The 22,328-nt window shown below is 63.9% G+C and carries 30 protein-coding genes and 1 tRNA gene; 12 read left to right on the top strand and 19 right to left on the bottom strand.

Annotated features, from left to right (window positions below; translation table 11 throughout):
* Positions 1–110 precede the first annotated feature (110 nt).
* On the top strand, positions 111–533 hold the full coding sequence (locus V9K84_RS10545; protein ID WP_088514391.1) for a hypothetical protein: 423 nt from the start codon (positions 111–113) through the stop codon (positions 531–533).
* Positions 534–565: 32 nt separating this feature from the next.
* Here V9K84_RS10545 and V9K84_RS10540 read toward each other — a convergent pair whose 3' ends face one another.
* A complete protein-coding gene (locus V9K84_RS10540) occupies positions 566–973 on the bottom strand; it encodes a hypothetical protein (RefSeq protein WP_088514392.1) in 408 nt (135 codons plus the stop codon).
* Positions 974–1,195: 222 nt separating this feature from the next.
* On the opposite strand from V9K84_RS10540, the gene V9K84_RS10535 reads away from it, so the two are divergent.
* Both V9K84_RS10535 and V9K84_RS10530 read left to right on the top strand, forming a co-directional pair.
* Entirely contained in the window at positions 1,196–2,284 is a 1,089-nt protein-coding gene (locus V9K84_RS10535) for a methyl-accepting chemotaxis protein (protein ID WP_088514393.1), read from the top strand.
* Positions 2,285–2,362: 78 nt separating this feature from the next.
* Positions 2,363–2,659, top strand: a complete 297-nt coding sequence (locus V9K84_RS10530; RefSeq protein WP_088514394.1) for a hypothetical protein — start codon at positions 2,363–2,365, stop codon at positions 2,657–2,659.
* Between the two features lie 71 nt (positions 2,660–2,730).
* Here V9K84_RS10530 and V9K84_RS10525 read toward each other — a convergent pair whose 3' ends face one another.
* Complete coding sequence (locus V9K84_RS10525; protein WP_054914293.1) at positions 2,731–3,132, bottom strand: glycine zipper domain-containing protein; 402 nt, start codon at positions 3,130–3,132, stop codon at positions 2,731–2,733.
* Positions 3,133–3,300: 168 nt separating this feature from the next.
* Here V9K84_RS10525 and V9K84_RS10520 point away from each other — a divergent pair, with 168 nt between their 5' ends.
* The 3 genes from V9K84_RS10520 (at position 3,301) to V9K84_RS10510 (ending at position 4,660) form a co-directional block, all read left to right on the top strand.
* Complete coding sequence (locus V9K84_RS10520; protein ID WP_043861717.1) at positions 3,301–3,492, top strand: hypothetical protein; 192 nt, start codon at positions 3,301–3,303, stop codon at positions 3,490–3,492.
* Between the two features lie 113 nt (positions 3,493–3,605).
* Positions 3,606–4,139: a chalcone isomerase family protein gene (locus V9K84_RS10515; RefSeq protein WP_043861718.1), complete on the top strand. Its 534-nt coding sequence runs from the start codon at positions 3,606–3,608 to the stop codon at positions 4,137–4,139.
* On the top strand, positions 4,136–4,660 hold the full coding sequence (locus V9K84_RS10510) for a DUF3833 domain-containing protein (RefSeq protein WP_043861719.1): 525 nt from the start codon (positions 4,136–4,138) through the stop codon (positions 4,658–4,660). The genes V9K84_RS10515 and V9K84_RS10510 overlap by 4 nt, the downstream gene beginning before the upstream one ends.
* On the opposite strand, the gene V9K84_RS10505 is transcribed toward V9K84_RS10510, so the two are convergent.
* The 9 genes from V9K84_RS10505 to V9K84_RS10465 form a co-directional block, all read right to left on the bottom strand.
* The gene (locus tag V9K84_RS10505) at positions 4,629–5,114 is read right to left on the bottom strand and encodes a DUF2878 domain-containing protein (RefSeq protein ID WP_256582790.1); all 486 of its coding nucleotides are present in this window, start codon (positions 5,112–5,114) and stop codon (positions 4,629–4,631) included. The two genes, V9K84_RS10510 and V9K84_RS10505, sit on opposite strands and share 32 nt — an antisense overlap.
* Positions 5,115–5,155: 41 nt before the next feature.
* Positions 5,156–6,427 carry a cyclopropane-fatty-acyl-phospholipid synthase family protein gene (locus V9K84_RS10500; protein WP_088514396.1) on the bottom strand — a complete coding sequence of 424 codons (1,272 nt, stop codon included), beginning with the start codon at positions 6,425–6,427 and terminating at the stop codon, positions 5,156–5,158.
* Positions 6,414–7,229, bottom strand: coding sequence for a DUF1365 domain-containing protein (locus V9K84_RS10495; RefSeq protein WP_088514397.1), 816 nt, complete (start codon positions 7,227–7,229; stop codon positions 6,414–6,416). Before V9K84_RS10495 ends, V9K84_RS10500 begins: the two co-directional genes overlap by 14 nt.
* A complete protein-coding gene (locus V9K84_RS10490) occupies positions 7,226–8,473 on the bottom strand; it encodes an FAD-dependent oxidoreductase (RefSeq protein ID WP_088514398.1) in 1,248 nt (415 codons plus the stop codon). The genes V9K84_RS10495 and V9K84_RS10490 overlap by 4 nt, the downstream gene beginning before the upstream one ends.
* On the bottom strand, positions 8,470–9,234 hold the full coding sequence (locus tag V9K84_RS10485; RefSeq protein ID WP_043861724.1) for an SDR family NAD(P)-dependent oxidoreductase: 765 nt from the start codon (positions 9,232–9,234) through the stop codon (positions 8,470–8,472). Before V9K84_RS10485 ends, V9K84_RS10490 begins: the two co-directional genes overlap by 4 nt.
* Positions 9,231–9,653 carry a nuclear transport factor 2 family protein gene (locus V9K84_RS10480; protein ID WP_088514399.1) on the bottom strand — a complete coding sequence of 141 codons (423 nt, stop codon included), beginning with the start codon at positions 9,651–9,653 and terminating at the stop codon, positions 9,231–9,233. Before V9K84_RS10480 ends, V9K84_RS10485 begins: the two co-directional genes overlap by 4 nt.
* 214 nt (positions 9,654–9,867) lie before the next feature.
* A tRNA-Leu gene (locus tag V9K84_RS10475) sits at positions 9,868–9,952 on the bottom strand.
* Between the two features lie 109 nt (positions 9,953–10,061).
* Positions 10,062–10,766 carry a YoaK family protein gene (locus V9K84_RS10470; RefSeq protein WP_043861726.1) on the bottom strand — a complete coding sequence of 235 codons (705 nt, stop codon included), beginning with the start codon at positions 10,764–10,766 and terminating at the stop codon, positions 10,062–10,064.
* Between the two features lie 14 nt (positions 10,767–10,780).
* A complete protein-coding gene (locus V9K84_RS10465; RefSeq protein WP_043861727.1) occupies positions 10,781–10,975 on the bottom strand; it encodes a hypothetical protein in 195 nt (64 codons plus the stop codon).
* A gap of 269 nt (positions 10,976–11,244) precedes the next feature.
* On the opposite strand from V9K84_RS10465, the gene V9K84_RS10460 reads away from it, so the two are divergent.
* From V9K84_RS10460 to V9K84_RS10450, 3 genes are read left to right on the top strand one after another with little or no spacing between them, the layout of a single operon-like run.
* Entirely contained in the window at positions 11,245–12,408 is a 1,164-nt protein-coding gene (locus V9K84_RS10460; RefSeq protein WP_054914300.1) for a PAS domain-containing sensor histidine kinase, read from the top strand.
* A 4-nt stretch (positions 12,409–12,412) separates the two neighbouring features.
* On the top strand, positions 12,413–13,858 hold the full coding sequence (locus V9K84_RS10455) for an ATPase domain-containing protein (RefSeq protein ID WP_338794409.1): 1,446 nt from the start codon (positions 12,413–12,415) through the stop codon (positions 13,856–13,858).
* Positions 13,859–13,877: 19 nt separating this feature from the next.
* Positions 13,878–14,270 (top strand): response regulator, encoded by a 393-nt coding sequence (locus V9K84_RS10450; protein ID WP_338794336.1) that lies wholly within the window; start codon positions 13,878–13,880, stop codon positions 14,268–14,270.
* Between the two features lie 48 nt (positions 14,271–14,318).
* On the opposite strand, the gene csrA is transcribed toward V9K84_RS10450, so the two are convergent.
* From csrA to V9K84_RS10410, 8 genes are all read right to left on the bottom strand, one after another.
* Entirely contained in the window at positions 14,319–14,516 is a 198-nt protein-coding gene (csrA, locus tag V9K84_RS10445; RefSeq protein WP_043861731.1) for a carbon storage regulator CsrA, read from the bottom strand.
* Between the two features lie 315 nt (positions 14,517–14,831).
* A complete protein-coding gene (locus V9K84_RS10440) occupies positions 14,832–15,869 on the bottom strand; it encodes a DNA topoisomerase IB (protein ID WP_054914302.1) in 1,038 nt (345 codons plus the stop codon).
* 52 nt (positions 15,870–15,921) lie between these two features.
* Positions 15,922–17,010: a molybdenum ABC transporter ATP-binding protein gene (gene modC, locus V9K84_RS10435; RefSeq protein ID WP_088514402.1), complete on the bottom strand. Its 1,089-nt coding sequence runs from the start codon at positions 17,008–17,010 to the stop codon at positions 15,922–15,924.
* 3 nt (positions 17,011–17,013) lie between these two features.
* Positions 17,014–17,694 carry a molybdate ABC transporter permease subunit gene (gene modB / locus V9K84_RS10430; RefSeq protein WP_054914304.1) on the bottom strand — a complete coding sequence of 227 codons (681 nt, stop codon included), beginning with the start codon at positions 17,692–17,694 and terminating at the stop codon, positions 17,014–17,016.
* Complete coding sequence (modA, locus tag V9K84_RS10425; protein ID WP_043861735.1) at positions 17,694–18,452, bottom strand: molybdate ABC transporter substrate-binding protein; 759 nt, start codon at positions 18,450–18,452, stop codon at positions 17,694–17,696. The genes modB and modA overlap by 1 nt, the downstream gene beginning before the upstream one ends.
* A gap of 78 nt (positions 18,453–18,530) precedes the next feature.
* On the bottom strand, positions 18,531–19,604 hold the full coding sequence (locus tag V9K84_RS10420) for a nitronate monooxygenase (RefSeq protein ID WP_088514403.1): 1,074 nt from the start codon (positions 19,602–19,604) through the stop codon (positions 18,531–18,533).
* A 26-nt stretch (positions 19,605–19,630) separates the two neighbouring features.
* Positions 19,631–19,801: a hypothetical protein gene (locus tag V9K84_RS10415; RefSeq protein ID WP_088514404.1), complete on the bottom strand. Its 171-nt coding sequence runs from the start codon at positions 19,799–19,801 to the stop codon at positions 19,631–19,633.
* Positions 19,802–19,805: 4 nt separating this feature from the next.
* Positions 19,806–20,108 (bottom strand): DUF1883 domain-containing protein, encoded by a 303-nt coding sequence (locus V9K84_RS10410; protein ID WP_043861737.1) that lies wholly within the window; start codon positions 20,106–20,108, stop codon positions 19,806–19,808.
* Between the two features lie 155 nt (positions 20,109–20,263).
* Here V9K84_RS10410 and V9K84_RS10405 point away from each other — a divergent pair, with 155 nt between their 5' ends.
* From V9K84_RS10405 to V9K84_RS10395, 3 genes are all read left to right on the top strand, one after another.
* Entirely contained in the window at positions 20,264–20,617 is a 354-nt protein-coding gene (locus V9K84_RS10405) for a hypothetical protein (RefSeq protein ID WP_043861738.1), read from the top strand.
* A 146-nt stretch (positions 20,618–20,763) separates the two neighbouring features.
* Positions 20,764–21,414, top strand: a complete 651-nt coding sequence (locus tag V9K84_RS10400) for a c-type cytochrome (RefSeq protein WP_043861739.1) — start codon at positions 20,764–20,766, stop codon at positions 21,412–21,414.
* Positions 21,411–22,325, top strand: a complete 915-nt coding sequence (locus V9K84_RS10395; RefSeq protein WP_043861740.1) for a c-type cytochrome — start codon at positions 21,411–21,413, stop codon at positions 22,323–22,325. The genes V9K84_RS10400 and V9K84_RS10395 overlap by 4 nt, the downstream gene beginning before the upstream one ends.
* Positions 22,326–22,328 lie beyond the last annotated feature (3 nt).

Raw genomic sequence — 22,328 nt, 5'->3', positions numbered from 1 at the left:
ATGCCGCGAAGTGTATTTCAGGGGCACTGCACTCATAAAAGTCGCGATATGCGCAACGTGGCGCTACAGTGCCGAATAGTCCCGTCATGGTCTGAACAAGGAAGTTTGCGATGATAGCGAAGTTGATGGTCACCGTTGGTATCGTGTTTTACGCCGTCGTGGTACCGATCTTCGAAATCAATGATACCCACGTCTTCAATCAGGCCTGGGAGCCACACGCGCGCCTGCATGAAACCTGGCAGCTCTTCACCAATACCGCCATTGGTGCGTACAGCGTCTGGCTGGTGTGGGGGCGCGATAACCTGAGGCTGGCGAGCCTGCTGACCCTGTTCGTCACCGGCGGGTTCCTGATGGCGTACTGGCTGCGCGATGGCTACGGCGGCTCGATGGTACTCACCGACGGTTCGGAGAAGATGATCCTGGGCGTCAACCTTGGTCTTTTTGCCTACGCGCTGGCCATTCTGCTGGCGGGGCTTGCGGTCGCCCTCGAGCGGCGCAGGCCCGATAGGTCGCCGGAGGCTGACCAGCGCTAAGCCGTTGACCAAGGGCGGAATGAAGGGGCGCGTCACCCCGCCTGCCGTTCCCGCCGCAGTGTATGCCACAACAGGGCGGCCGACAGCAGGCCGGGCATCATGAAGATATACACGAGCTGCGCGAACTTGTGAGTGAAGCCGGCCAGCACGCCGCCCCATATCAGTGTGACTGCCACGCCGCATATCAGCAGGCGGCGGTTGGGTACCACCGGTATTTCAGCCATCGACAGCAGGTAGATCTTCCAGCACGACCAGAGGCCGAACAACGAAATCGACATCAGGCCCAGGGCCATGGGTATGGCGAACAGCGGTTGCTCACTGATGACGAACATCGGGAAGAAAAAACCGATGCACCCAACAATGAACAGCAGCGTCAGGGGCATCAGGCCCAGGACGGCAGCCAGGGTGAGGCCTATTCGAAAGGTGGTGAGTTTGTCCATACAGCTACCTGCGACAACGAAAGAGAAAACACTGCAGCCCACGCACTGTGCCATGGTCACGAGCGTTTTCAAGGGCGCGAAAAACGCGACGCAGACCCTCTGCGGCGGTGCGCGGGTGCCAATTCATGCATGATGGCTGATTGATGTCAATGTTGCCTGCCTGCTGCGCCTTTAAAATCGAGGCACATATCGATAGGCGTTGCGTGCCGGGGAGTTGTGGCAATGTTTGGTAGAAAGTGGCGAGAACAGGTCAACGCACAGGCGCGTGAGTTGCAGGAACTGAAGCAGCAGAATCTGGCGCTCCAGCAGGAAAACCGGCAACTGACCGATTTGCTGGCGCAAACCCAGGGTGAGCAGGCCGAGCTCAATGCCTACAGCCGTTACCAATGTGATCTGCACAGCAAGATGGGCATGTTCGACGAGTCGATGAAGCAGACCCGTGATGGGGTGGTCAGCCAGGCCGAAACCCTGCGCGGGGAGGTCGACCACCTCAAGGCCAACAGCGGCGTGTTCAGCGAGACGTCCGAACTGCTTTCGTCGTTCTCCACCTCGCTCACGCACATGGCCGGTCAAGGCGTGAGCAGTGTCGAGAGCGTGACCCACCTGCAGGCGCGGGTCAGCGAAATCAGCAGCATCGTGGGCTTGATCAAGGCCATTTCAGACCAGACCAACCTGCTGGCACTCAACGCCGCCATCGAGGCGGCGCGGGCCGGTGAGCAGGGGCGCGGGTTTGCGGTGGTGGCCGACGAGGTACGGGCCCTGGCCCAGCGCACCCACCAGGCCACCCAGGACATCAGCGTGCTGGTGGACGCCATCAATGTCGATACCACGGCGGCGAGCAACTCGATCGGCAACCTCTCCAATGAAGCCACGCGCCTGGCTGGCGACGTGTCGACCTCGGCGCAGACCCTGGACGAAATGGTGGTGATGGGGGACCACATGACCACCCTGATCGAGAACATGGCGCTCAGTTCGTTCTGCGAGGCGGTCAAGCTCGACCACCTGTTGTTCAAACTGATGGTGTACCTGCGCCTGTTCAATCAGGACCCGAACCTTGAGCTGTCGGACCACAAGCATTGCCGCCTGGGCAAGTGGTACCTGATGCCGGAAACCCAGCAGATCTACCAGCACGACCGGGCATTCGCCCAGCTCGACGACCCCCACCGTATCTGCCACGAATCGGCCAGCCATGCGCTGCACCAGGCGCAGCACAAGGACTGGAGCGCGGTGGTGGCCTCGCTGGACAGCATGGAGACCGCCAGCCTCAAGGTGAACCAGGTGCTGCAGGCGCTCGCCCATCGCGGCGACTGATCGACAGTTGCAGGCACCGGCGCGAGGGAGCAAAAGTGGTAGGATCCGTGCGATCGGATCGGGTAAAGGGAGTGCTGCATGGTTGGGGAGCTGGATGAGCGCGACGTCGCGCGTCGTTTCTGCGTTGTCTGTGCAGTCATCATTGCGACGGTTGGTCTCTGTGCTTCCCTGTACTGCCTGTTGAGCCCGGCCAGCATGTTCCCCTCGCTGGGCCCGGTGCTGGCGATCTTCGCGCTGGCACTGACCAACCTGCTGTGCCTGCCACTGGTGTTTGCCTATTGGCTGTTGGCGTTCCGGCCTGATGGTGCTCGGGTGTTGCTGATCGTGCAGGGCATCGCAATGGCGGCATTTGTGCTGTGGTACAGCGTGGTTTGACTGCGACTGTGCTGCAATGCAAAACGCAAACGTCCGGCACATGGCCGGACGTTTGCGTAGTGGCAGGCGACTTAACGGTGGCGGTGCTTGCGCTTGTGCTTGCTGGCGCTGTGCCTGTTGTCATCTGCCAGATGATTGCCCACCGCGCCCCCGGCCGCGCCGCCCAGGCCGGCGCCGACGGTCGAACCGGTGGAGCCGCCCAGCGCATTGCCGATCAGCGAGCCGCCAGCCGACCCCAGGCCACCGCCCACGGCGGCCTGGGTGCGGTTGCCCTTGCGCGCACCAGCCGCGCTACCTGCAGCGCCACCCAGCCCGGCACCGATGGCGGCGCCGGTGCTGCCGCCGATCTGCTGGCCAACGACATTGCCCAGTGCGCCGCCCAGCCCGCCACCGATGGCGGTGGTGCCGTCGCCGGCAGCGGCAGTCAGGGGCAGCAGGATACCCAGGGCGAGGGTAGGCAGGGTGAAACGCATGATGTGAACCTCAGGTACTTGATCTGCAAGATGATTTTTTGGTGCTGTTCAGACCGCGCGCTGAAGGTTTGGTTTCCGGTCGCGCCATTTAAAAACGTGGTGCGCCCTTGCGAGGCTTCGCGGGCCTCGGCGAAGATGGCCGATTGGCTTTTGCACAGTGAGGTTGATATGGCGCAGTACAAGACCGTTGGCGAGCTGGTGGCAGCCTTGTCGCGGCTTCCGCAGGATGCACGGGTGGTGGTTCAGGGTGGCCTGGGCCTGAAGGACATCAGCCTGTTCGGGGCAGGGCAGGTCCAGATCGAGTTCAAGGAGCAGATCATCGACTCCTCGCCGTCGTGGGTAGTGTTCGTCAAGCAGTGATTTCTGCAGGCTGTGCTAGCGTGTACAGATACGGCAATTAACTTGTACATAAAATTTTCCATGTGCAAGTATCGCCGCAACCCCCCGCCCAAGGGCCTGCCAGGGAGTACCGCATGCGACCGCCACCCATCGCGCTGTGCAGGCTGCTGTTGCTGATCGGTGTGCTGGCCTGCGGTTACGCCCAGGCGGGGTGGCGGGCCGACCTGCCGGATGCGCGTCTGGTAGGCAGTGCTGAATTCAGGACCTGGGGCCTGGATATCTATACGGCGCGATTGTGGGCTCCCGGTGCACGCTTGAACGAGGGCGATGGCTTCGCCCTCGAGATCACCTACCGGCGCGCGGTCAGTCGCGAGCGGTTGGTCGAGGTCAGCCTCGAGGAGATCCAGCGTCTGTCTGCCACCCCGCTGACGGCAGCGCAACGGGACCAGTGGCAGGCGCAGATGCAGCAGGCGTTCGTGGATGTCGAGGCGGGTATGCGCATCACGGGCGTGTACGTTCCCGGGCTTGGCTGTCGCTTCTATGTGGGGGAGCGCCTGCAGCACGAAGTGCGTGACCAGGCATTCGCCCGTGCGTTCTTCGCCATCTGGCTGGACCCTCGCAGCCGCTACCCCGACTTGCGTCGGCAACTCCTTGGAGCTTCCCCATGAAAGCCTGGTACCTGTTGGTGTTCCTGCTGCTGGCCGGCTGCGGCAATGTCGATGTCGAGGCTTACCGCAACCAGTCACCGGCGTTCGACCTGCGTCAGTACTTCAACGGCCGCGTCGACGGCTGGGGCATCGTGCAGAAGCGTTCCGGCGAGGTCATCAAGCGTTTTCACGTGCTGATCGAAGGGCGCAGCGAAGGCGATAACGTGGTGCTGAACGAGCACTTCACCTACAGCGACGGCACCCGGCAGCAACGCACCTGGACCATTCGCCCGGACGGCCCGGGACGTTGGCGCGGCACGGCCGGGGATGTGGTGGAAGAGGCGCGCGGGCAGAACGCCGGTTTCGCCTTGCGCTGGCAGTACGTGCTCGACGTACCGGTGGACGGCAAGACCTGGGCCATCCGCTTCGACGACTGGATGTACCTGCTGGACGATAACACCCTGGCCAACCGCTCCTACATGACCAAGTTCGGCATCGAAGTCGGGCAGGTCACCTTGTTCTTTCGCAAGCAGGTGCAGTAGGCCGGCCGAGACGGTGCAGTACCGGCAGCAGCAAGGCCCACACGGCGGCAAGCACCAGCAGGCTCGGCCAGGTGCCCAATGGCAGCCTGGCACCGGCAAGCTGCACACCGCCCCAGTAGGACAACGGGCCGCCCACCGCGCCCAGCAGGCTGGCCCGCCACCAGGGGTTGGCGGTCCAGTGCAGGCTGTGGCGCAAGGTGCAGGCGAACACCGGCCACAGCAACAGCAGCCAGAACGGCGGCAGCCAACGATGACCGCCAAATTCGAACACCCCAAGCGCCAGCAGCAGGCTGTCGGTCAGCCAGCCGCACAGGCTGACGGCGACGATCAGGCGCACCTCGCCGGGCCTGGCCAGGCAGCTCAGGTGCGTCACCAGGCAGGCCACTGCCACTGCCAGCAAGGTGGGGTGGCGAGCACCCAGCACGCAGGCGAACCAGCCAAGCTGAAACAGCAACGCATTGCTCAGCACCGCTGCCCAATGCGCTGTCCGCCGGTTCAGCCTGGTTGCCCCAGCAGCGGTGCGGGCCGTGCGCCAGCCTTGGCCAGCAACAGCTGGGCGGTGCCGATGGCACGCTCCAGAAAGCCCCCCTCGCAGTAGCACAGGTAGAACTCCCACAAGCGGTAGAACGTGTCGTCATAACCCAGCGCCTGCAACGGCTGGCGCGCATGCTGCAGGTTCTGGTGCCAGCAGCGCAGGGTGCGCGCATAATGCAGGCCGAATTCTTCCATGTGGTGCAGGTTCAGATCGGTGTCGCGGCCCATCACCTGCAGCATCACCCCCACCGAAGGCAGGGCGCCGCCCGGAAAGATGTAGCGCTGGATGAAGTCGACCGAGCGGCACGCCTGTGCGTAGCGCTGTTCGCGGATGGTGATGCTCTGCAGCAGCATCAGGCCATCGGGCTTGAGCAGCCGCGCGCATTGCCTGAAGTAGCTGCTGAGGTAGCGATGGCCGACAGCTTCGATCATCTCGATGGAAACCAGCTTGTCGTACTGGCCCTGCAGGTCGCGGTAATCCTCCAGCAGCAGGGTGATGCGGTCCTGCAGGCCGGCTTCGTCGATGCGTCGACGGGCATAGGCGAACTGTTCGGCCGACACCGTGGTGGTGGTTACCCGGCAGCCGTGGTGGAGTGCCGCGTAAATGGCCAGGCCGCCCCAGCCGGTGCCGATCTCCAGCAGGTGATCGTCGCGGGTGAGGGCGAGTTTCTGGCAGATGCGCTGCAACTTGTAGTGCTGGGCCTGTTCCAGGGTATCGTCGGCCCCCTGAAACATGGCCGCCGAGTACATCATGCTCGGGTCCAGCAGGCGCTCGAACAGTTCGTTGCCCAGGTCGTAATGGGCGGCGATGTTGCGTCTGGCGCCGCGCCGGGTATTGCGGTTGAGCCAGTGCAGGCCATGCAGCAGCGGGCGCCCCAGGCGTGCCAGCCCGCCTTCCAGGCCGTCGAGTACCTCCAGGTTCGCCACCAGCACGCGGACCACGGCGGTGAGGTCCGGGCTGGTCCAGTAGCCGTGGACGTAGGCTTCGCCTGCGCCAATCGAGCCGTTGCTGGCCACCAGGCCCCATAGCGCGTCGTCCACTACCTGGACATGCCCTTGCAGGCTCGCGCCGGCGTCGCCGAAGTGGTGCACCACATTGGCTTCGATGACCACCAGTGCGCCGTGGCGCAGGCGTTCGAGCTGGCGCAGCACAGCGCGCCGCAGCAGCATCACGCCGATGCCGTTGCCGGCGGACGCGAAGCGTTTTGCCGGGATTGCCTCAGGGCTCTTCATGGGGGGTGTCCTTTGCGCTGTCGGGTGCATTGATCGGTTTGGCTCGCCGCCAGGTGCCCCTGGCGGCGAAGTGGTCGAACAGGCGATGACGCTTGAGCAGCAGGCGCAACGCCTGCCAATGGATGGCCAGCAGGGTCTTGGCGGTCATCCACGGGAAGCTCAGCAGGTGCCGGTGCAGGCTGCGTCGGTCCAGCTCGATGCGCGCCAGGTTCAGCACGGCGCTGAACACCCGGGTGTGTGCCTGCCAGTCCTCCATGCGCACACGGATACGCGCTGCAGGTGTGCAGAAGTGCATGCGGTATTCCAGGTCGGCGGGCAGGAACGGCGACACATGAAACGCCTTGGCCACGCTGAAGTTCCACGGCCCCGGGCCGTCGGCGGGCAACACGTAGTGAAAGCGTTCGCGCCAGGGCGTATTGGTGACCTCGCAGAGAATCGCAGCCAGACGCCCGTCACCTTCAAAGCAGTAGAAAAAGCTCACCGGGTTGAAGGCCAGGCCCCAGCTGCGGGGTTGGGTCAGTACGCACACCGGCCCTTGGGGGCGGTGGTGCAGCACCTGTTCGAGCAGGTCCAGCACGGCGCTCTTGAGGGGCGTGCCCTGGTGAGTGGCGGCTGGCAGATAGTCCCGCTCGTCGAAGGCAAAGGCGCTCCATCGACCCCTGCCGGCCAGCCTCGACAGCGCCGGCAGTTGCGCCTGCTCGTCCAGGTCCAGGTACAGCAGGCCGATGCGGTAGGCAAAGCCGAAATCCCCCCTGGCGGGGCGGCGGTGGCTGACCCAGCCCTGGTAGAGCGCACTGTTCACAACTGCTCACCAAATTGGGCGGCCACGCGCAGCGCGCTGACCACGCCGTCTTCATGAAAGCCGTTGCCCCAGTACGCGCCGCAGTAGTAGCTGTGTCGGGCACCGCACAGTTCGGCGTGACGCGCCTGGGCCCGTACCCCGGCCAGGCTGAACTGCGGGTGGGCATAGGTGTAGCGGCCAAGGACCTTGCCGGGGTCGATGGCGCCGGTCTGGTTGAGGCTCACGCAGAAGGTCTGCGGGGCGTCGATGCCCTGCAGAATGTTCATGTTGTAGGTGACGGCGGCCGGCTGGGACTGCGAGCCGCCGAGGCGGTAGTTCCAGCTGGCCCAGGCCAGGGGACGACGCGGCAGCAGGCGGGTGTCGGTGTGCAGGACCACGTCGTTGTCGGCATAGCGCAGCGCGCCAAGAATCTCGCGCTCGGCCTGGCTGGGATCATGCAGCATCAGCAGCGCCTGGTCGCTGTGGCAGGCGAACACCACCTTGTCGTAACGCTCCATGCCTGCTCGGCTGAACAGGCTGACACCGTCGGCATCGCGGGTCACGCCCAGTACAGGGCAGTTGAGGCGAATGCGTTCGGCAAACGGTGCGCACAGCGGGGCCAGGTAACTGCGCGAGCCGCCTTCCACTACCCGCCATTGCGGGCGGTCGTTGACCGACAGCAGCCCGTGGTGCTTGAAGAAGCGCACGAAAAACTGCAGCGGGAAGCCCAGCATCTGCGCCAGTGGCATCGACCAGATGGCGGCCCCCATCGGCACGATGTAGTGGTCGATGAAACGCTCGCCGTAGCCGTTCATGTACAGGTAGTCGCCCAGCGAAAGGGTGTCGTTGACTCGCTGCTGCTCCAGGTCGTTCAGGGCCTGGCGATTGAAGCGCAGGATGTCGTAGAGCATGCCCCAGAAGGGCGGCGACACCAGGTTGCGGCGCTGCGCGAAGAGGCTGTTGAGGGTGTTGCCGTTGTACTCGTGGGCGGTCTGCGGGTCGTGGACCGAAAAGCTCATTTCGGTAGGGCGCGAGGCGATGCCCAGCTGATCGAGCAGGCGGATGAAGTTGGGGTAGGTCCAGTCGTTGAACACGATGAACCCGGTATCCACCGCGTAGTGTCGCTCGCCAAGCTGCACGTCGACGGTATGGGTGTGCCCGCCAATCCGGTCACTGGATTCGTACAGCGTGATGGCGTGCTGGCGCTGCAGCAGGTGGGCGCAGGTAAGCCCGGCGATACCGCTGCCGATGATGGCTATCTTCATGGGTGGGGTTCCTGGCGCAGTGGCCGTGACAGGTGCTTGCCCAGTGCCAGTTGCAGGCTCACCGGCAGCAGCGCGACCAGGCGCAGGCCGGCGATGAACAGGAGCGGAAAGGCAATGGTGTACGGGCGCTTGTGCAGGCGCCGGGCAATATGGCGTGCGGCCTTTTCGGCGGGCCAGCACAGCGGCATGGGGAAGTCGTTGCGCCGGGTCAGCGGGGTGTCGACGAAGCCCGGGCTGACCAGCGTCACGGCAATGCCTTCGCGGGCCAGGTCGATGCGCAGCGATTCGAACAGGTAGCGCACCGCGGCCTTGGAGGCGCCATAGGCACCGGCGCGGGGCAGCGCCAGAAAGGTCACGGCGCTGGCCACGGCCACCAGGTGCGGCTGTCGGCCCTGGCGCAGCAGGGGCAGGGCAGCCTCCACGCAGTGGCTGGCACTGAACAGGTTGGAAGCCACCACGCGCTCGACCATGGCGGCTTCGAAGGCTTCGCTGTCCAGGTACTCGCAGGTGCCGGCGTTGAGTATCACCTGGTCCAGGCCACCCCAGGCCTGGGCGATCTGCTGGGCGATCGCGCGCACCTGGTCACCTTCGCGAAGGTCGCCCGGTACCACCAGTACCTGGTCGGGGTAGCGCTGCGCCAATGCCTGCAAGGGCTGGACATTGCGCGCGCTGACCGCCAGGCGATGCCCCTGGGCCAGCAGCAGGGGGGCCAGTGCCGCACCAATGCCGCTGCTGGCGCCGGTCAGCCAGATGCGTCTCATGCCAGCCTCCGCTTGAGCCAGCCGATCACGCTGCCCATCACCGGCAGGTGCTCGTACAGCAGCGCCCCGGCGTCGAAGTAGTCATGGTGCAGGTAGACCTTGTCGCGCCACATCAGGTGCGAGCAACCCTGTACCTGAACCGGGCGCCCACCGTTCAGGCGCGCATGCCGGTACTGCAGGGTCCAGCGCAGATAGCCCTTCCCGTCGTCGACCTGGTCATAACCGTGGAACTCGAAGCGCACCTGATCGACGTTGGCGTACAGCTGAGCGAAATAATCCTGCAGCGCGGCCATGCCGTGGATCTGATGCAGCGGGTCGCGGAACTGGACATCGTCGCTGTACAACTCGCGCAGCACACCCAGGTTGTGCGCGTCGATGGCGCAGAATCGCTCTGCAAAGCGTTTGAGATACTCGGACATTGCCTGCACCCATGACCATTGTGGTCATTTAGTTGTACATGTGTTGTTATTTGTACAAGATATTTGCAGGTTAGAGGGAAATTTGTACAAGTCAATTCATCCCTGCAGATTTTGCTGCAGGGAGATGGACGCAGGGGCAGGGGCAGGTGCAAGGCGAGGGATAACGCAGGACGCAGAAAGCAGAAAAGCGCCCCAAGGGGCGCTTTTCAGAAGATGGTGCGAGTGGCGGGACTCGAACCCGCAAGGCTCACGCCGGCAGATTTTAAGTCTGCTGTGTATACCAATTCCACCACACTCGCACGGATCATCCGGCTGCAAGGTCAGGCACAGGGTGTGTGCGACACTTTACCTTCCGGATCAAGGCGGCTTTATAACTCATCGTTATATTCGAGTCAACTCGCGCACCCGCTACTTTGCCATGTAACGCCGCAGCCAGCGACGCGGAATCAGCAGTGACACGATGGCCAGTGCCAGGGCGAAGCCACCGCAGGCCATCAGCGCCGCCAGGCCGTAGCGGTGCTCCAGCAGCCCGCCCAGCACTGCGCCGCCGAACATGCCGGACCACGGCACCAGTTGCACGCGCCAGCCCGGACGCCGCTCCCCCATCAGCCAGCGGCCCAGGCCGCGGCCAAAGCGCGACAGGGCGCCGGTTACATAGGTCAGCCCGATGGGCAGCCCGTTCACCTCTTCGACCGCCGCATTGAGCATTCCCATGGCGATGATCGCGCCCAGCAGCGCCGGCAACTGCGCCTGCGCGCCCCACAGGCCTGCCCCCAGCAGCAGTGCCGCTGACAGGGCGAGCAGCGGCCATGCACGCTTGGCGCTCAGGCGGGCGATGATCACCCCCAGCGCGTTGCCGGCAATGAAGGCGCCGATCAGCAGGGCCAGGCGGGCCACCAGTGCCCAGTGCGCATCGCCCAGGGCGACGGCCATGCGCGTGGTGTTGCCGCTCATGAAAGAAACGAAATCGCCGGTGGCGAGAAAGCCGATGGCGTCGGTCATGCCCGCCAGCACCGACAGGGCGGCGACGAAAAACAACCCGACGCGGCCCCGGCGCTTGTAGACGAGGGTAGTCAGCGGCCCGCGTTGGCCCTGTGGGCGCTCTGGCAGCATGGGCGTCTCCGGGGCTAGGGTTCGATGCGGTCGGCCACGCTGCGCAACTGGTCGATCGATGCCTGCAGCCCATTGATGCTGCGCTGCACTTCCAGGGCATCCTGCGGGTGGGCCGAGTGCTGCAGGTAGCGCGCATGCCCGGCCATTTCGCGCGCGATCTGCTCCAGATCGGCGGCGGTGTGCTCCAGGTCATCGTGAATGCCTTTCATCCTTGCATCTGTGGTCAACGTCCTTCCCCCGGTTGCGCTTGCACCTGTGGACTATAACAAGTTGCCCCCCGGCCCGGAACGATTTCCCCGGGCACTGCCCGGATAGGTGAGCACCCGTTGACACCGGGCAATCACTGCGCCACTGTTCCGCCAGTGATTTATCGTTCACGTCCTGCAGGTCGATACGACTGTTTCGAAATTACGGAATTGCAGAGGCACCCGGTTGTCTACCTTCTCATTGTCCTCACTGCGGTGCCTGCGGGTTTGCCATGGATTCTTCCCAGCGCTCTGACCTTCAAACCATGCACGCCAGCCGCTATGAGCAGTTGGTGCAGACCGTTGCGGACTACGCCATCTATATGCTCGACCTCGAGGGCCATGTGGTGTCGTGGAACCTGGGGGCCCAGCGCATCAAGGGCTACAACGCCGACGAGGTCATCGGTCGGCACTTCTCGATGTTCTTCACACCGCAGGATTGCGCCGAAGGCCGGCCTGGCTGGTTGCTCAATCGTGCGCTGAGCACCGGCGGGGCACAGGACGAAGGCTGGCGCATGCGCAAGGACGGCACGCAGTTCTGGGCCCTGGCGGCACTGGATGTGATTCGGGACGAGCAGGGCGAGGTGGTCGGGCTGGCGAAAATCACCCGCGACATCACCGATCGTCGGGAAGCCGCATTACAGTTGGACGCCATGCGTGCGCAGCTGTTCCAGTCGCAGAAGCTGGAAGCCCTCGGCCAGCTTACCGGGGGCATGGCCCACGATTTCAACAATCTGCTCACGATCATCATCGGCTCGGCCAAGCTGGCCATGACCTCTCGCGACCCGCAGCGTACCGAGCGCCTGTTGCAGCATATCGTCGATGCCGGCGAACGCGGCAGCCAGGTGACCCAGCAGTTGCTCGGGTTTGCCCGGCGCAAGGTGCAAAGCACAAGCCGGGTCGATGTGGCGCAGTTGGTCCGGGCGAGCCAGGCGTTGCTGTCCCAGGCGCTGCCCAAGGGCATCGAATTGCTGGTGGATATCCAGGGCGAGGTATCGGATATCGAGGTGGACAGCGGCCAGTTGCAGATGGTGCTGCTCAACCTGATCTTCAACGCCCGTGACGCCATGGATGCCGAGGGGCGCATCGAACTGGTTGCACGCAACCAGGTGCTGCAGGGGGAGTGGGACGGGCTGGTTGGCGATCATGTGCTCATCAGCGTGCGCGACCCCGGACGTGGTATCGATGCTGCGGTGTTGCCGCGCATCTTCGAACCGTTTTTCACCACCAAGAGTTTTGGCAAGGGAACCGGCCTGGGGTTGAGCCAGGCCTACGGTTTTGCCAAGCAGAGCAACGGTTGCATCAGGGTCGAGAGCGAAAGCGGTCGCGGCACCTGCATGACCCTGTGCCTGCCGGCATGGCAGCCACCCCAGCCCGACAACCTTCAAAGCGAGTGAACCTATCGTGGAGCAGCTCAAGCGTCTTGCTACAGGCATCGAAGGTCTGGACGACCTGCTCAAGGGCGGCCTTGTGGCCGGCTCGTCCTATATCGTCCAGGGTCGCCCGGGCTCGGGCAAGACCATCCTGGCCAACCAGTTGGCGTTCAACCATGTGGCCACGGGCGGGCGGGTGCTGGTGGCGACGCTGCTGAGCGAGTCCCATGAGCGTCTGTTCCAGTACCTGTCCACTCTGAGCTTTTTCGACCCTGCGCTGGTGGGCAACCAGCTGCAGTTCGTCAGTGCCTTCGATACCCTCGAAAGCGAGGGGCTGGAGGCGGTGGTCAAGCTGCTGCGCGGTGAAATCGGCCGCCAGGGCGCCTCCCTGCTGATTGTCGACGGCCTGCTCAATGCACGTTCACGCGCCGAAAACGTGCTCGACACCAAGAAGTTCATTTCAGAGCTGCAAGGCCATGCCGCGTTTGCCGGCTGCACCTTGCTGCTGCTTACCAGTTCGCGCCTGGATGACGGCAGCCCGGAACACACCATGGTCGATGGCGTCATCGAGCTGGGCGAGGACCTGTACGGCGCACGTTCGGTGCGACGCATCCAGTTGCGCAAGACCCGCGGCAGCGGGGCGCTGTCCGGGGTGCACGAATGCGAGATCACCGAGCAGGGGCTGAAGGTGTATCCGCGCCTTGAAGCACTCTACAGCCACCCCTCCAGCCCGGGCAGCGAGGTGTTGACCCGCGTCGGCACGGGCCTGGCCAGTCTCGATGACTTGCTGGGCGGGGGCTTTCCCAGCGCTTCGGTCTCGCTGGCGATGGGGCCGTCGGGTATTGGCAAGACCTCCCTGGGCCTGAGTTTTCTGGCCGGTGCCACAGTGGCCGAGCCGGGCCTGCATTTCGGCTTCTACGAGACCCCGCAGCGCTTGCGTATCAAGGCCAAGGCCATCGGTATCGATCTGCCGGCACTGGAGAAAAGCGGGGCGGTGCACCTGGCTTGGCAGCCCACTACCGAAGGGTTGCTCGATGGCGTGGGCGCCCGTTTGCTCAGCCATGTACGCAAGCACCGCATCAAGCGGGTGCTGATCGACAGCCTGGGCGCTTTTGCCCGGCTGGCCACCAACCAGGGGCGGCTCAACGAGTTCTTCCGTGCGCTGATGGGCGAGCTGCGTGCCGAGGATGTGACGGTGCTGGCGACCTGGGAGATGCGCGACCTGTTCGGCTCTGAAATCAACGCACCCGCGTCGGAGCTTTCGTCGATCGTCGACAACCTGTTCCTGATGCGTTTCGTCGAGCTGGACGCCGAACTCAAGCGCTTGCTGTCGATCCTCAAGGTGCGCGACAGTGAATACGATCCGGCCCTGCTGGAGCTGGTCATCCGTTCGACAGGCATCGAGCTCGACAAGGCGTTCGTTCAGGCGAGCGCGGTGATGTCGGGCACCGCTTCATCGGCGCAAGGGGCATGAAAGCCCTGGGCTGGCAGCCATGAGCACGACTCTGGTCGTGGACGACGAGTATGTGATCGCCGATATCCTGGGGTATGCCCTGGAGGACGCCGGCTACAAGGTCGAGAAGGCGCCCAATGGCAAGACGGCCCTGGACGTGCTGGAGAAGGTGCGAATCGACCTGGTCATCACCGACTACATGATGCCGATAATGAATGGCGAGGAGTTGGCCAAAGCGATTCGCAGCAATGCGCAGTTTGCGGACCTACCGGTCATTCTCATGAGCGGGGCCCAGGCAAGTATCGGCAAAGCCATACCTGACCTGTTTTCTGCAGTGTTCGACAAGCCGTTCGATACTGCCAGCATGGTGGCCAGGGTCAGGGCATTCATCGGTGTGGCGGAGGCCGGGCGGGATACGCCAGAGCTTCAGTGAACCGTGTTGCCGGGACCAAGCGCATCCGTGCGACTCGATTAGCCCTGGTTACTGATGATCATCCCCCTTCTCCGGCGCCGGGCTGCCGGCTTGAATGCGCTTGTAAATCTCTTCACGGTGCACCTGGACATCTTTGGGTGCATCGATGCCGATCCTCACTTGCATCCCCTTGACCCCTAGAATGGTGACCTTGATGTCATCATTGATGACGATGCTTTCGCCAACTTTGCGGGTGAGTATCAGCATGTACTTCTCCTTGGTAACTTTGAATGCCTTGCAGGCGGTAGCTGCACAGGCCGGGTGTGCGCGGTGGCACAGCCGTCTTTCCCTTCATTAAAGACGCATTCGATGGAAATTAATTCCCCGAGCACAAGATTCTGTTGAGGTCTTTAGTCACAGGTTCCGATTGGGCAGATGGGCAATTACGCACAACCGGTATCGCCCATGGACGCAAGCATAGGGGGCTTCAACGCATATGGGAAATTTCTCTGCCTGATGGGGGATATGTCTTTTTTCTATGGAACGGTAGCGTTTAAAAAGTAGGGTTATTTAATGTGCTAGTTAATGATTTTCATTCGTATCACATGCATTCAATGTCATGAGAAAACGTGCCAGGGCCACCTCGGCCAGCTCCATACGCTGGCGCGCCCGTGGCCGTGGCAGCGCGTGGAGCTCGCCCAGCACGAAGCGCTCCAGCAGCGCCGGGTGCACATAGCTGCGCCGGCATACGGCGGGGGTATTGCCCAGTCGCGACGCCACCTGCTTGAGCATGGCCACGATCTGTCGGCGCGCTTCGGTTTCCGGTTGCCATTGCAGCTCGCGCAGCAACTCCAGCGCCAGCGCGCTGCCGGCCCAGGTGCGATAGTCCTTGGCGGTGAAGTCGGCACCGGTCAATTGTTGCAGGTAGGCGTTCACGTCCGCCGAACCGACGGTGTGACATTGCCCCAGCGCGTCCTGCCACTGGAACAGGTCCTGGCCCGGCAGTTCCAGGCAGCGCTTGACGATGCGTGCCAGGCGCCGGTCCTTGAGGGTCACCTGGTGCTCGATGCCGCTCTTGCCGCGAAAGCGAAACCGTATCGCGCTGCCTTCGACCTGCACATGGCGAGTGCGCAGCGTGGTCAGCCCGTAGGAGCGGTTGTCGCGGGCATACTGACGGTTGCCCACGCGGATCAGCGTGTTGTCGAGCAGGCTGACCACCAGTGCCATGACCTTTTCGCGGTCCAGGCCTGGCCGCGCCAGGTGCTCGTCGAGTTGCTTGCGCAGCCGCGGCAGGCGTTTGGCGAAGGCCAGCATGCGGTCGTACTTGTGGCTGTCGCGCAGTTCGCGCCAGTCGGGGTGATAGCGGTACTGCTTGCGACCACGTGCGTCGCGTCCGGTGGCTTGCAGGTGGCCGCGCGGGTCGGCGCAGATCCATACATCGGTATAGGCCGGCGGTATGGCCAGCGCCTTGATGCGGGCCAGGGTATCCGGTGCGGTGATGCGCTGGCCGTGGGCGTCGAAATAGGCGAAGTGCTTGCGCAGCAGGCGCCGATGGAAACCGGGGCGGCTGTCATCCACGTAATGCAGGCCACTGGGCAAAGGGGGCAGGTCGACACTCATGCTGGGCGCTCGCGTAGGGGCTCTGACGATGGACAGCAGCCGTTCGCGCAAGTTAGCCCAGCAATGCCACCGATTTTATCTGCGCCCACAACTGCTGGCCTTCGTACAGCCCCAGCTGGTCGCTCGAGTAGCGCGTCACGCGCGCCAGCAGGGCCGTGCCATCGGCGTCAAGGCTCACCAGCATCTGCGCCGGGTTGTCACCGGCGCGCAGCGCGCACACGCGCACCGGCAGGCGGTTGAGAATACTCGAACGGCTGTCGTCGGCCAGGCTCAGGCTCACGTCGCGTGCCTGGACTTTGACCCGCAGGCGCGCCCCCGGGGCCAGCGCCTCATGGGTGAGGCGCAACCTGAGGTCGCTGCCCGGCAGTTTCAGGTCCAGCAACTGGTAGGCCGCGTCGTGGGCGTCCACCTCGCCCTCGATGACCACCCCGGCGTCCTCCTGCAGGGCCAGCGGCAGGTCCAGGCGGGCCAGGGTCTGGCTGATCGGCCCGCTGGCCTGCACCTTGCCCTGTTCGAGCAGTACCAGGTGATCGGCCAGGCGCGCCACTTCGTCCTGCGCATGGCTGACGTAGATCAGCGGGATCTGCAACTGGTCGTGCAGGCGCTCCAGGTACGGCAGGATCTCGCGTTTGCGCGGGCCGTCCAGGGCTGCCAGGGGTTCGTCCATCAGCAGCACCTTGGGGCTGGTGAGCAGCGCACGGGCGATCCCCACGCGCTGTCGTTCACCGCCCGACAGGGTGTCCGGCTTGCGCGCGAGCAGGTGGCTGATGCCCAGCAGCTCGCAGGCGTGCTCCAGGCCGACCTGGCGCTGGTGCTGGGCGATGCGTCGCCAGCCGAAGATCAGGTTGTTCTTCACGCTCAGGTGGGGGAACAGGCTGGCTTCCTGGAACACGTAGCCGATGGGGCGTTGGTGGGGCGGCATGAAGTACTGGCGTGCGGAATCCTGCCAGACCTCGCCATTGACCTCGATGTAGGCCTGGTCGGCCCGCTCCAGGCCTGCCAGGCAGCGCAGGCAGGTGGTCTTGCCCGAGCCCGAATGGCCGAACAGGGCGCTGACACCGCGCCCGGGCAGTTGCAGGTCGACATCCAGCCGGAAATCGTCGAAGGCCACCTGCAACCGGGCCTGGATCAATGCACTCATCGGTCAGCTCCAGGCCGGCTTGCCGCGGCGGCTGGCGTACAGCGCCAGCAGCACCAGGAACGAGAACACCAGCATGGCGCCGGCCAGCCAGTGGGCCTGCATGTACTCCATGGCCTCGACATGGTCGAAGATCTGCACGGAAACCACGCGGGTCTTGTCGGGAATATTGCCGCCGATCATCAGCACCACGCCGAACTCGCCGACGGTGTGGGCAAAGCCCAGGATGCTCGCGGTAATGAAGCCAGGGCGGGCCAGGGGCAGCACCACGCTGAAAAAGCAGTCCCACGGGCTGGCGCGCAAGGTGGCAGCCACCTCCAGCGGGCGCTCGCCAATGGCGCTGAACGCGTTTTGCAGCGGTTGCACCACGAACGGCATCGAGTACACCACCGACCCGATCACCAGGCCTGTGAAACTGAACACCACGGTGCCCAGGCCCAGCGCCTGGGTGGCCTGGCCAAGCCAGCCGTGGGGGCCCAGGGCGATCAGCAGATAGAAGCCGATCACCGTGGGCGGCAACACCAGGGGCAGGGCCACGATCGCCCCGATCGGCCCGCGCAGCCAGGAGCGCGTGCGCGCCAGCCACCAGGCGATCGGGGTGCCGATCAGCAGCAGGATCAGGGTAGTCAGCGACGCCAGCTTGAACGTCAGCCAGATGGCGCCCAGGTCGCTGGCGTCCAGTGGCATCAGAGTTCGTAGCCGAACGACTTGATCACTTCAGCGGCCTTGGGGCCCTTGAGGTAATCGACCAGCGCCTTGGCGGCGGCGTTGTCCTTGCCCTTGTTGAGAATCACAGCGTCCTGCTTGATCGGGTCGTGCAGGTTGGCCGGCACGATCCAGGCCGAGCCGTTGCTGACCTTGCCGTCCTTGTAGATCTGCGACAGGGCCACGAAGCCCAGCTCGGCGTTGCCGGTGGAAACGAACTGGAACGCCTGGGTGATGTTCTGGCCTTCGACCAGCTTGCCCTTGGTGGCTTCGGTCAGGTTCAGCTTGGCCAGTACCTGCGTGGCGGCCAGGCCGTAGGGCGCGGCCTTGGGGTTGGCGATGGACAGGTGCTTGTAGTCGTTTTTCTTCAGGACTTCGCCCTTGTCATCCACATAGCCCGCTTTGGGCGACCACAGCGCCAGGGTGCCGATGGCGTAGGTAAAGCGCGAGCCCTTGACGGTTTCGCCTTCGTTCTCGAGTTTTTCGGGGGTGGTGTCGTCGGCCGACAGGAACACCTCGAAGGGCGCGCCATTCTTGATCTGCGCGTAGAACTGCCCGGTAGCGCCGAAGGAGGCGACCAGCTTGTGGCCGGTGTCCTTTTCGAAATCCTTGGCAATCGCCTGGATGGGCGCGGTGAAGTTGGCCGCGACGGCCACCTGGACTTCATCGGCCCAGGCGCTGTTGAGGGTCAGCATGCCGAATACGGCGGTCAGGGCAAAACGAGGGGCGCGCATTCTCATCAAACAGCTCCATGTGCATGAGGTAATCGTTATGCATTGGAATATATAGCGATTGCCCGACAAACGGAAAGATCTGTTTTACCGTGACATCAATGCCAGCGCCTTTTCTGCCAGTTGGCGCGTCAGTTCGGCTGCCGGCAGGGCTTGGCCAAGGCGCAGCGCCTGGCCGGCCCACAGGTTGCTGAAATCGCTGTTGCCCTGCGGCTCGCTGATGGCACGAAGGGGCATCAAGGCGCCGCCGGCCAGGGGGAAGGCAGGGGCCAGGGGGCTCATCGGGCCCAACTCACGCATGATGCGGGTATTGATGCCGCGTGCCGGGCGCCCGGTAAACAGGTTGGTGAGCGCGGTATCGCTGGCCTGTGCGCTGTGCAGTGCCTGGCGATGCGCGGCCGACACCTTGGCCTCGGGGCAGAACAGGTAGGCGGTGCCCACCTGAACGGCCGAGGCGCCCAGTGCGAAGGCCGCCACAACACCGCGGGCATCGCCGATGCCGCCAGCCGCGATCACCGGTACCTTGACCGCATCGGCCACCTGGGGCACCAGCGCCAGGGTGCCGATCTGGGTGGTGAGGTCATCGCTCAGGAACATGCCGCGGTGCCCACCTGCTTCATAGCCCATGGCGATGATCGCGTCGCAGCCATGGGCTTCGAGCCAGCGTGCTTCCTCGACCGTGGTGGCACTGGACAGTACCTTGGCCCCGCTGGCCTTGACCCGAGCCAGCAGTTCGGGCGCAGGCAGGCCGAAGTGAAAGCTCACCACTGCAGGCTTGCAGTCTTCCACCAAGGCACAGCCCGCCGCGTCGAAGGGCGCGCGATTGGAGACCGGAGTGGTGGCGCCGAAGTCGGCACCCACTTCTTCGTAGTACGGCTTGAGTGCCTGCTTCCAGCGGATTGCACGTTCGCCATCGGCGGCGGGTGGCCGATGGCAGAAGAAATTGAGGTTGAGCGGGCCGCGACTGGCCTGGCTGAAGGTCGCGATCTCCTGGCGTATCTGCTCGGGGGTGAGCATCGCGCATGGCAGCGAGCCCAGCCCCCCGGCGTTACTGACCGCGATGGCCATGGCCGACCCCGTGGCGCCCGCCATCGGTGCCTGGATGATGGGCAGCTCGATACCGAGCAGGTCGAGGATACGTGGGTCCGGCCATTGGCTCATCGCGGGGCTCCTTGTGTGGGCGTGGGTTACAGCGCCTTGCTTACCTTGATGTCGGTGATCTTGCTGAAGTCTTCGCCGTGCAGTTTGCGCAAGGCTTCCTCGACCTGCTGTGGCGCCGTGCTGCTGAGCACGGCGAAGTCGAAACGACGCTCGCCGTCGAGGTTGTACTTGATGACGTACTTGATGTTTTCGCTCATGGGGTTATCTCAGCTTCGACGACGAACGGCGGATGATCTTGATCGTGTGGGTGAAGGTCGGCTTGCTTACCGCCGACAGGGCACGCGGGCCGACGGTGTCGATGGTGATGTTCCAGAAGCCGTCGCTGGGCACGGTGATCTTCGCCGGGAAGTCGACGAAGGCGCCGCCGTGATAGGTATGCCGGCCGCCATTCTTGAAGCTGCGGAAGTTGGCATCGTTCATCAGGCGGATATTGCAGCGCTGGGAGCAGTGGATGACGACGATGTCGTCTTCATTGAGGTGCTCGCGCTGGTGTACGAATTTCATGTCGCTCTCCGCAAGGGATCTTTTGGCAAATCAAAACGATAGCACGATGTCGGGTTACACTGTGGGGCTGAGTGCCAAGGCCAGAGATAAAACTGCCAATCCAGGGAGCAAATCGGCCTGGCCATGGTCCAACGGTTTTTTATGGAGGGGTACCGATGAAATGGGTTGTACCAGCGCTGGCAGTTGCGCTGACCGGTTGTGCCAATGTAGCCGAAATCGAACAGAGCCCCGAGACCATGAGCGTGATCTCGGGCAAGTCGCCACGCGAGTTTGCCACCTGCGTTCAGCAAAAACTGGCTGATAGCCGTGGCCCGCTGACCATCGAGGAGCGGGGTAGCGGCCTGCGCGTGGTGGTTCCGCAGAAGCTCTCGGACAAGTCCCCGGCTGCAGTGCTGGAGATCAGCGAGCGCTCGAGTGGCAGCGCGGTCAAGTTGCATGAGCGGTTGAGCAATTTTCCCCTGCGCCCGGGGGATGTCAAAGCGGCTGTGAGCGTGTGCATCTCCAAGTGATTGCGTGAGCCGCGTTTAAACGATTCAGTGGTTGTCCCTGCATTTTTCTGTGCCTGCCCGCGTTGTAGCGCTGGCCGGATAGGCCTAGTATCGGTAGGCTTATATTTTATAAGTCTAAGCTTATAACAAGAAAAATGGAGTCCGTGATGATCCCACTGGATCGAATCCTGATAGGCAGCCTGCTGTTGCTTTCAATGCAAGCCGCCACTGCCGCCGATGGCCAGAAGATATTCACCCAGGGAGGGGAGAACCCCTCTGCCATGGCCTGCATGAGCTGCCATGGCCCCGATGGCCTGGGCATGGCCGCCGCCGGCTTCCCACGCCTGGCTGGCCTGCCGGCCGCCTATGTGAGCAAACAGCTCAAGGACTTTCGTGACGGCAGCCGCAAGCAGCCGATCATGGAGCCGCTGGCCAAGGCCCTGAGCGACGCCGAGATCAGCGCCATCAGCGCCACGCTGGCGGCAATGCCGGTACCGCCCACCCCTGATACCCGTCGCCAGCAGATGGCAACCGACCCGGTCGAGTCGCTGGCGCTTTACGGCGACTGGAGCCGAGGCATCCCCGGGTGCGTGCAATGTCACGGGCCGGGTGGTGTGGGGGTAGGCGAGCACTTTCCGCCATTGGCCCACCAGCCTGCCAGCTACCTGGCCGGGCAACTTGACGCATGGCGCGACGGCCGGCGCAGCAACGACCCTAACCAGTTGATGGTCGGTGTCGCCAAGGCCCTGACCGATACCGAGGTCAAGGCGCTGGCTGAATACTTTGCCACCCGCGCCAGCCAGGAGGCCGCCAAATGAATCGCTTGCTACTCACTACCCTGACCCTGTTCATGGGCGGCGTTCAGGCGGCCCCGATCGCCATGGAAGACCAGTCGCAACTGAAGGTGGCGCCGGCCAGCACGCCGGCCAGCTTCAAGCCCCCCGCCGAAAGCGAGTTGCCCGACAACGCCTTCGGCAAGATGGTGCGCGACGGCTATGCGCTGTTCGTCGACACCAAGCGCCTGGCCCCCGAGTATGTGGGCAACGGCCTGAACTGCAGCAACTGCCACCTGGATCAGGGACGGCTGGCGCATTCGGCGCCTCTGTGGGGGGCTTACCCGATGTACCCTGCCTATCGCAAGAAAAACGACAAGGTCAACACCTTTGCCGAGCGTATCCAGGGCTGCTTCCAGTTCAGCATGAACGGCAAGCCGCCGGCGGCCGACAGCCCCGAGATGACGGCGTTGTCGGTGTATGCCTACTGGCTGGCGAGCAAGGCACCGATCGGCGTCGAGACACCGGGGCGTGGCTACCCGGAGGTCGACAAGCCTGCGCAGGGCTATGACATCAAGCGCGGTGCCCAGGTGTATCAGCAGCAGTGCGCCATCTGCCACGGCGACAGCGGCCAGGGCCAGAAGGTGGCCAAGGACTACGTGATGCCACCGCTGTGGGGCAAGGACTCCTACAACTGGGGTGCCGGCATGCACCGCATCAACACGGCGGCCTCGTTCATCAAGCACAACATGCCGCTGGGCAAGCCAGGCACGCTGACCGACCAGCAGGCCTGGGACGTGGCGGCCTTCATCAATGCGCATGAGCGCCCGCAGGACCCGCGCCTGGTCGAAGGCTCGGTGGAAAAAACCCGGCTCAAGTTCCACGCCAATGACGGCGTCAACCTCTACGGCCAGAAGGTCGACGGGGTACTGATCGGGCAGGGCACAGGCGGCTAGAAC

Origin of the sequence: Pseudomonas sp. AE27, from assembly GCF_037113495.1 — a bacterium.
In the GTDB taxonomy this organism is placed as follows: domain Bacteria; phylum Pseudomonadota; class Gammaproteobacteria; order Pseudomonadales; family Pseudomonadaceae; genus Aquipseudomonas; species Aquipseudomonas palmensis.
The sequence above is the reverse complement of the archived record's forward strand: the minus strand, read 5'-3'. Positions and strand labels throughout refer to the sequence as shown.

Excerpts from the sequence above, each read along its gene's own strand:
- modB (WP_054914304.1), bottom strand. The coding sequence starts at position 17,694 with ATGCCACTGGACGCCAGCGACCTGGGCGCCATCTGGCTGACGTTCAAG.
- V9K84_RS10510 (WP_043861719.1), top strand. The coding sequence starts at position 4,136 with ATGAAAGCCTGGTACCTGTTGGTGTTCCTGCTGCTGGCCGGCTGCGGC.
- csrA (WP_043861731.1), bottom strand. The coding sequence starts at position 14,516 with ATGCTGATACTCACCCGCAAAGTTGGCGAAAGCATCGTCATCAATGAT.
- V9K84_RS10545 (WP_088514391.1), top strand. The coding sequence starts at position 111 with ATGATAGCGAAGTTGATGGTCACCGTTGGTATCGTGTTTTACGCCGTC.
- V9K84_RS10490 (WP_088514398.1), bottom strand. The coding sequence starts at position 8,473 with ATGAAGATAGCCATCATCGGCAGCGGTATCGCCGGGCTTACCTGCGCC.
- modC (WP_088514402.1), bottom strand. The coding sequence starts at position 17,010 with ATGAGTGCATTGATCCAGGCCCGGTTGCAGGTGGCCTTCGACGATTTC.
- V9K84_RS10480 (WP_088514399.1), bottom strand. The coding sequence starts at position 9,653 with ATGTCCGAGTATCTCAAACGCTTTGCAGAGCGATTCTGCGCCATCGAC.
- V9K84_RS10405 (WP_043861738.1), top strand. The coding sequence starts at position 20,264 with ATGAAATGGGTTGTACCAGCGCTGGCAGTTGCGCTGACCGGTTGTGCC.
- V9K84_RS10465 (WP_043861727.1), bottom strand. The coding sequence starts at position 10,975 with ATGAAAGGCATTCACGATGACCTGGAGCACACCGCCGCCGATCTGGAG.
- V9K84_RS10540 (WP_088514392.1), bottom strand. The coding sequence starts at position 973 with ATGGACAAACTCACCACCTTTCGAATAGGCCTCACCCTGGCTGCCGTC.
- V9K84_RS10395 (WP_043861740.1), top strand. The coding sequence starts at position 21,411 with ATGAATCGCTTGCTACTCACTACCCTGACCCTGTTCATGGGCGGCGTT.
- V9K84_RS10450 (WP_338794336.1), top strand. The coding sequence starts at position 13,878 with ATGAGCACGACTCTGGTCGTGGACGACGAGTATGTGATCGCCGATATC.
- V9K84_RS10470 (WP_043861726.1), bottom strand. The coding sequence starts at position 10,766 with ATGCTGCCAGAGCGCCCACAGGGCCAACGCGGGCCGCTGACTACCCTC.
- V9K84_RS10500 (WP_088514396.1), bottom strand. The coding sequence starts at position 6,427 with ATGAAGAGCCCTGAGGCAATCCCGGCAAAACGCTTCGCGTCCGCCGGC.
- V9K84_RS10410 (WP_043861737.1), bottom strand. The coding sequence starts at position 20,108 with ATGAAATTCGTACACCAGCGCGAGCACCTCAATGAAGACGACATCGTC.
- V9K84_RS10530 (WP_088514394.1), top strand. The coding sequence starts at position 2,363 with ATGGTTGGGGAGCTGGATGAGCGCGACGTCGCGCGTCGTTTCTGCGTT.
- V9K84_RS10400 (WP_043861739.1), top strand. The coding sequence starts at position 20,764 with ATGATCCCACTGGATCGAATCCTGATAGGCAGCCTGCTGTTGCTTTCA.
- V9K84_RS10485 (WP_043861724.1), bottom strand. The coding sequence starts at position 9,234 with ATGAGACGCATCTGGCTGACCGGCGCCAGCAGCGGCATTGGTGCGGCA.
- V9K84_RS10415 (WP_088514404.1), bottom strand. The coding sequence starts at position 19,801 with ATGAGCGAAAACATCAAGTACGTCATCAAGTACAACCTCGACGGCGAG.
- V9K84_RS10525 (WP_054914293.1), bottom strand. The coding sequence starts at position 3,132 with ATGCGTTTCACCCTGCCTACCCTCGCCCTGGGTATCCTGCTGCCCCTG.
- V9K84_RS10520 (WP_043861717.1), top strand. The coding sequence starts at position 3,301 with ATGGCGCAGTACAAGACCGTTGGCGAGCTGGTGGCAGCCTTGTCGCGG.
- modA (WP_043861735.1), bottom strand. The coding sequence starts at position 18,452 with ATGAGAATGCGCGCCCCTCGTTTTGCCCTGACCGCCGTATTCGGCATG.
- V9K84_RS10440 (WP_054914302.1), bottom strand. The coding sequence starts at position 15,869 with ATGAGTGTCGACCTGCCCCCTTTGCCCAGTGGCCTGCATTACGTGGAT.
- V9K84_RS10460 (WP_054914300.1), top strand. The coding sequence starts at position 11,245 with ATGGATTCTTCCCAGCGCTCTGACCTTCAAACCATGCACGCCAGCCGC.
- V9K84_RS10535 (WP_088514393.1), top strand. The coding sequence starts at position 1,196 with ATGTTTGGTAGAAAGTGGCGAGAACAGGTCAACGCACAGGCGCGTGAG.
- V9K84_RS10515 (WP_043861718.1), top strand. The coding sequence starts at position 3,606 with ATGCGACCGCCACCCATCGCGCTGTGCAGGCTGCTGTTGCTGATCGGT.
- V9K84_RS10420 (WP_088514403.1), bottom strand. The coding sequence starts at position 19,604 with ATGAGCCAATGGCCGGACCCACGTATCCTCGACCTGCTCGGTATCGAG.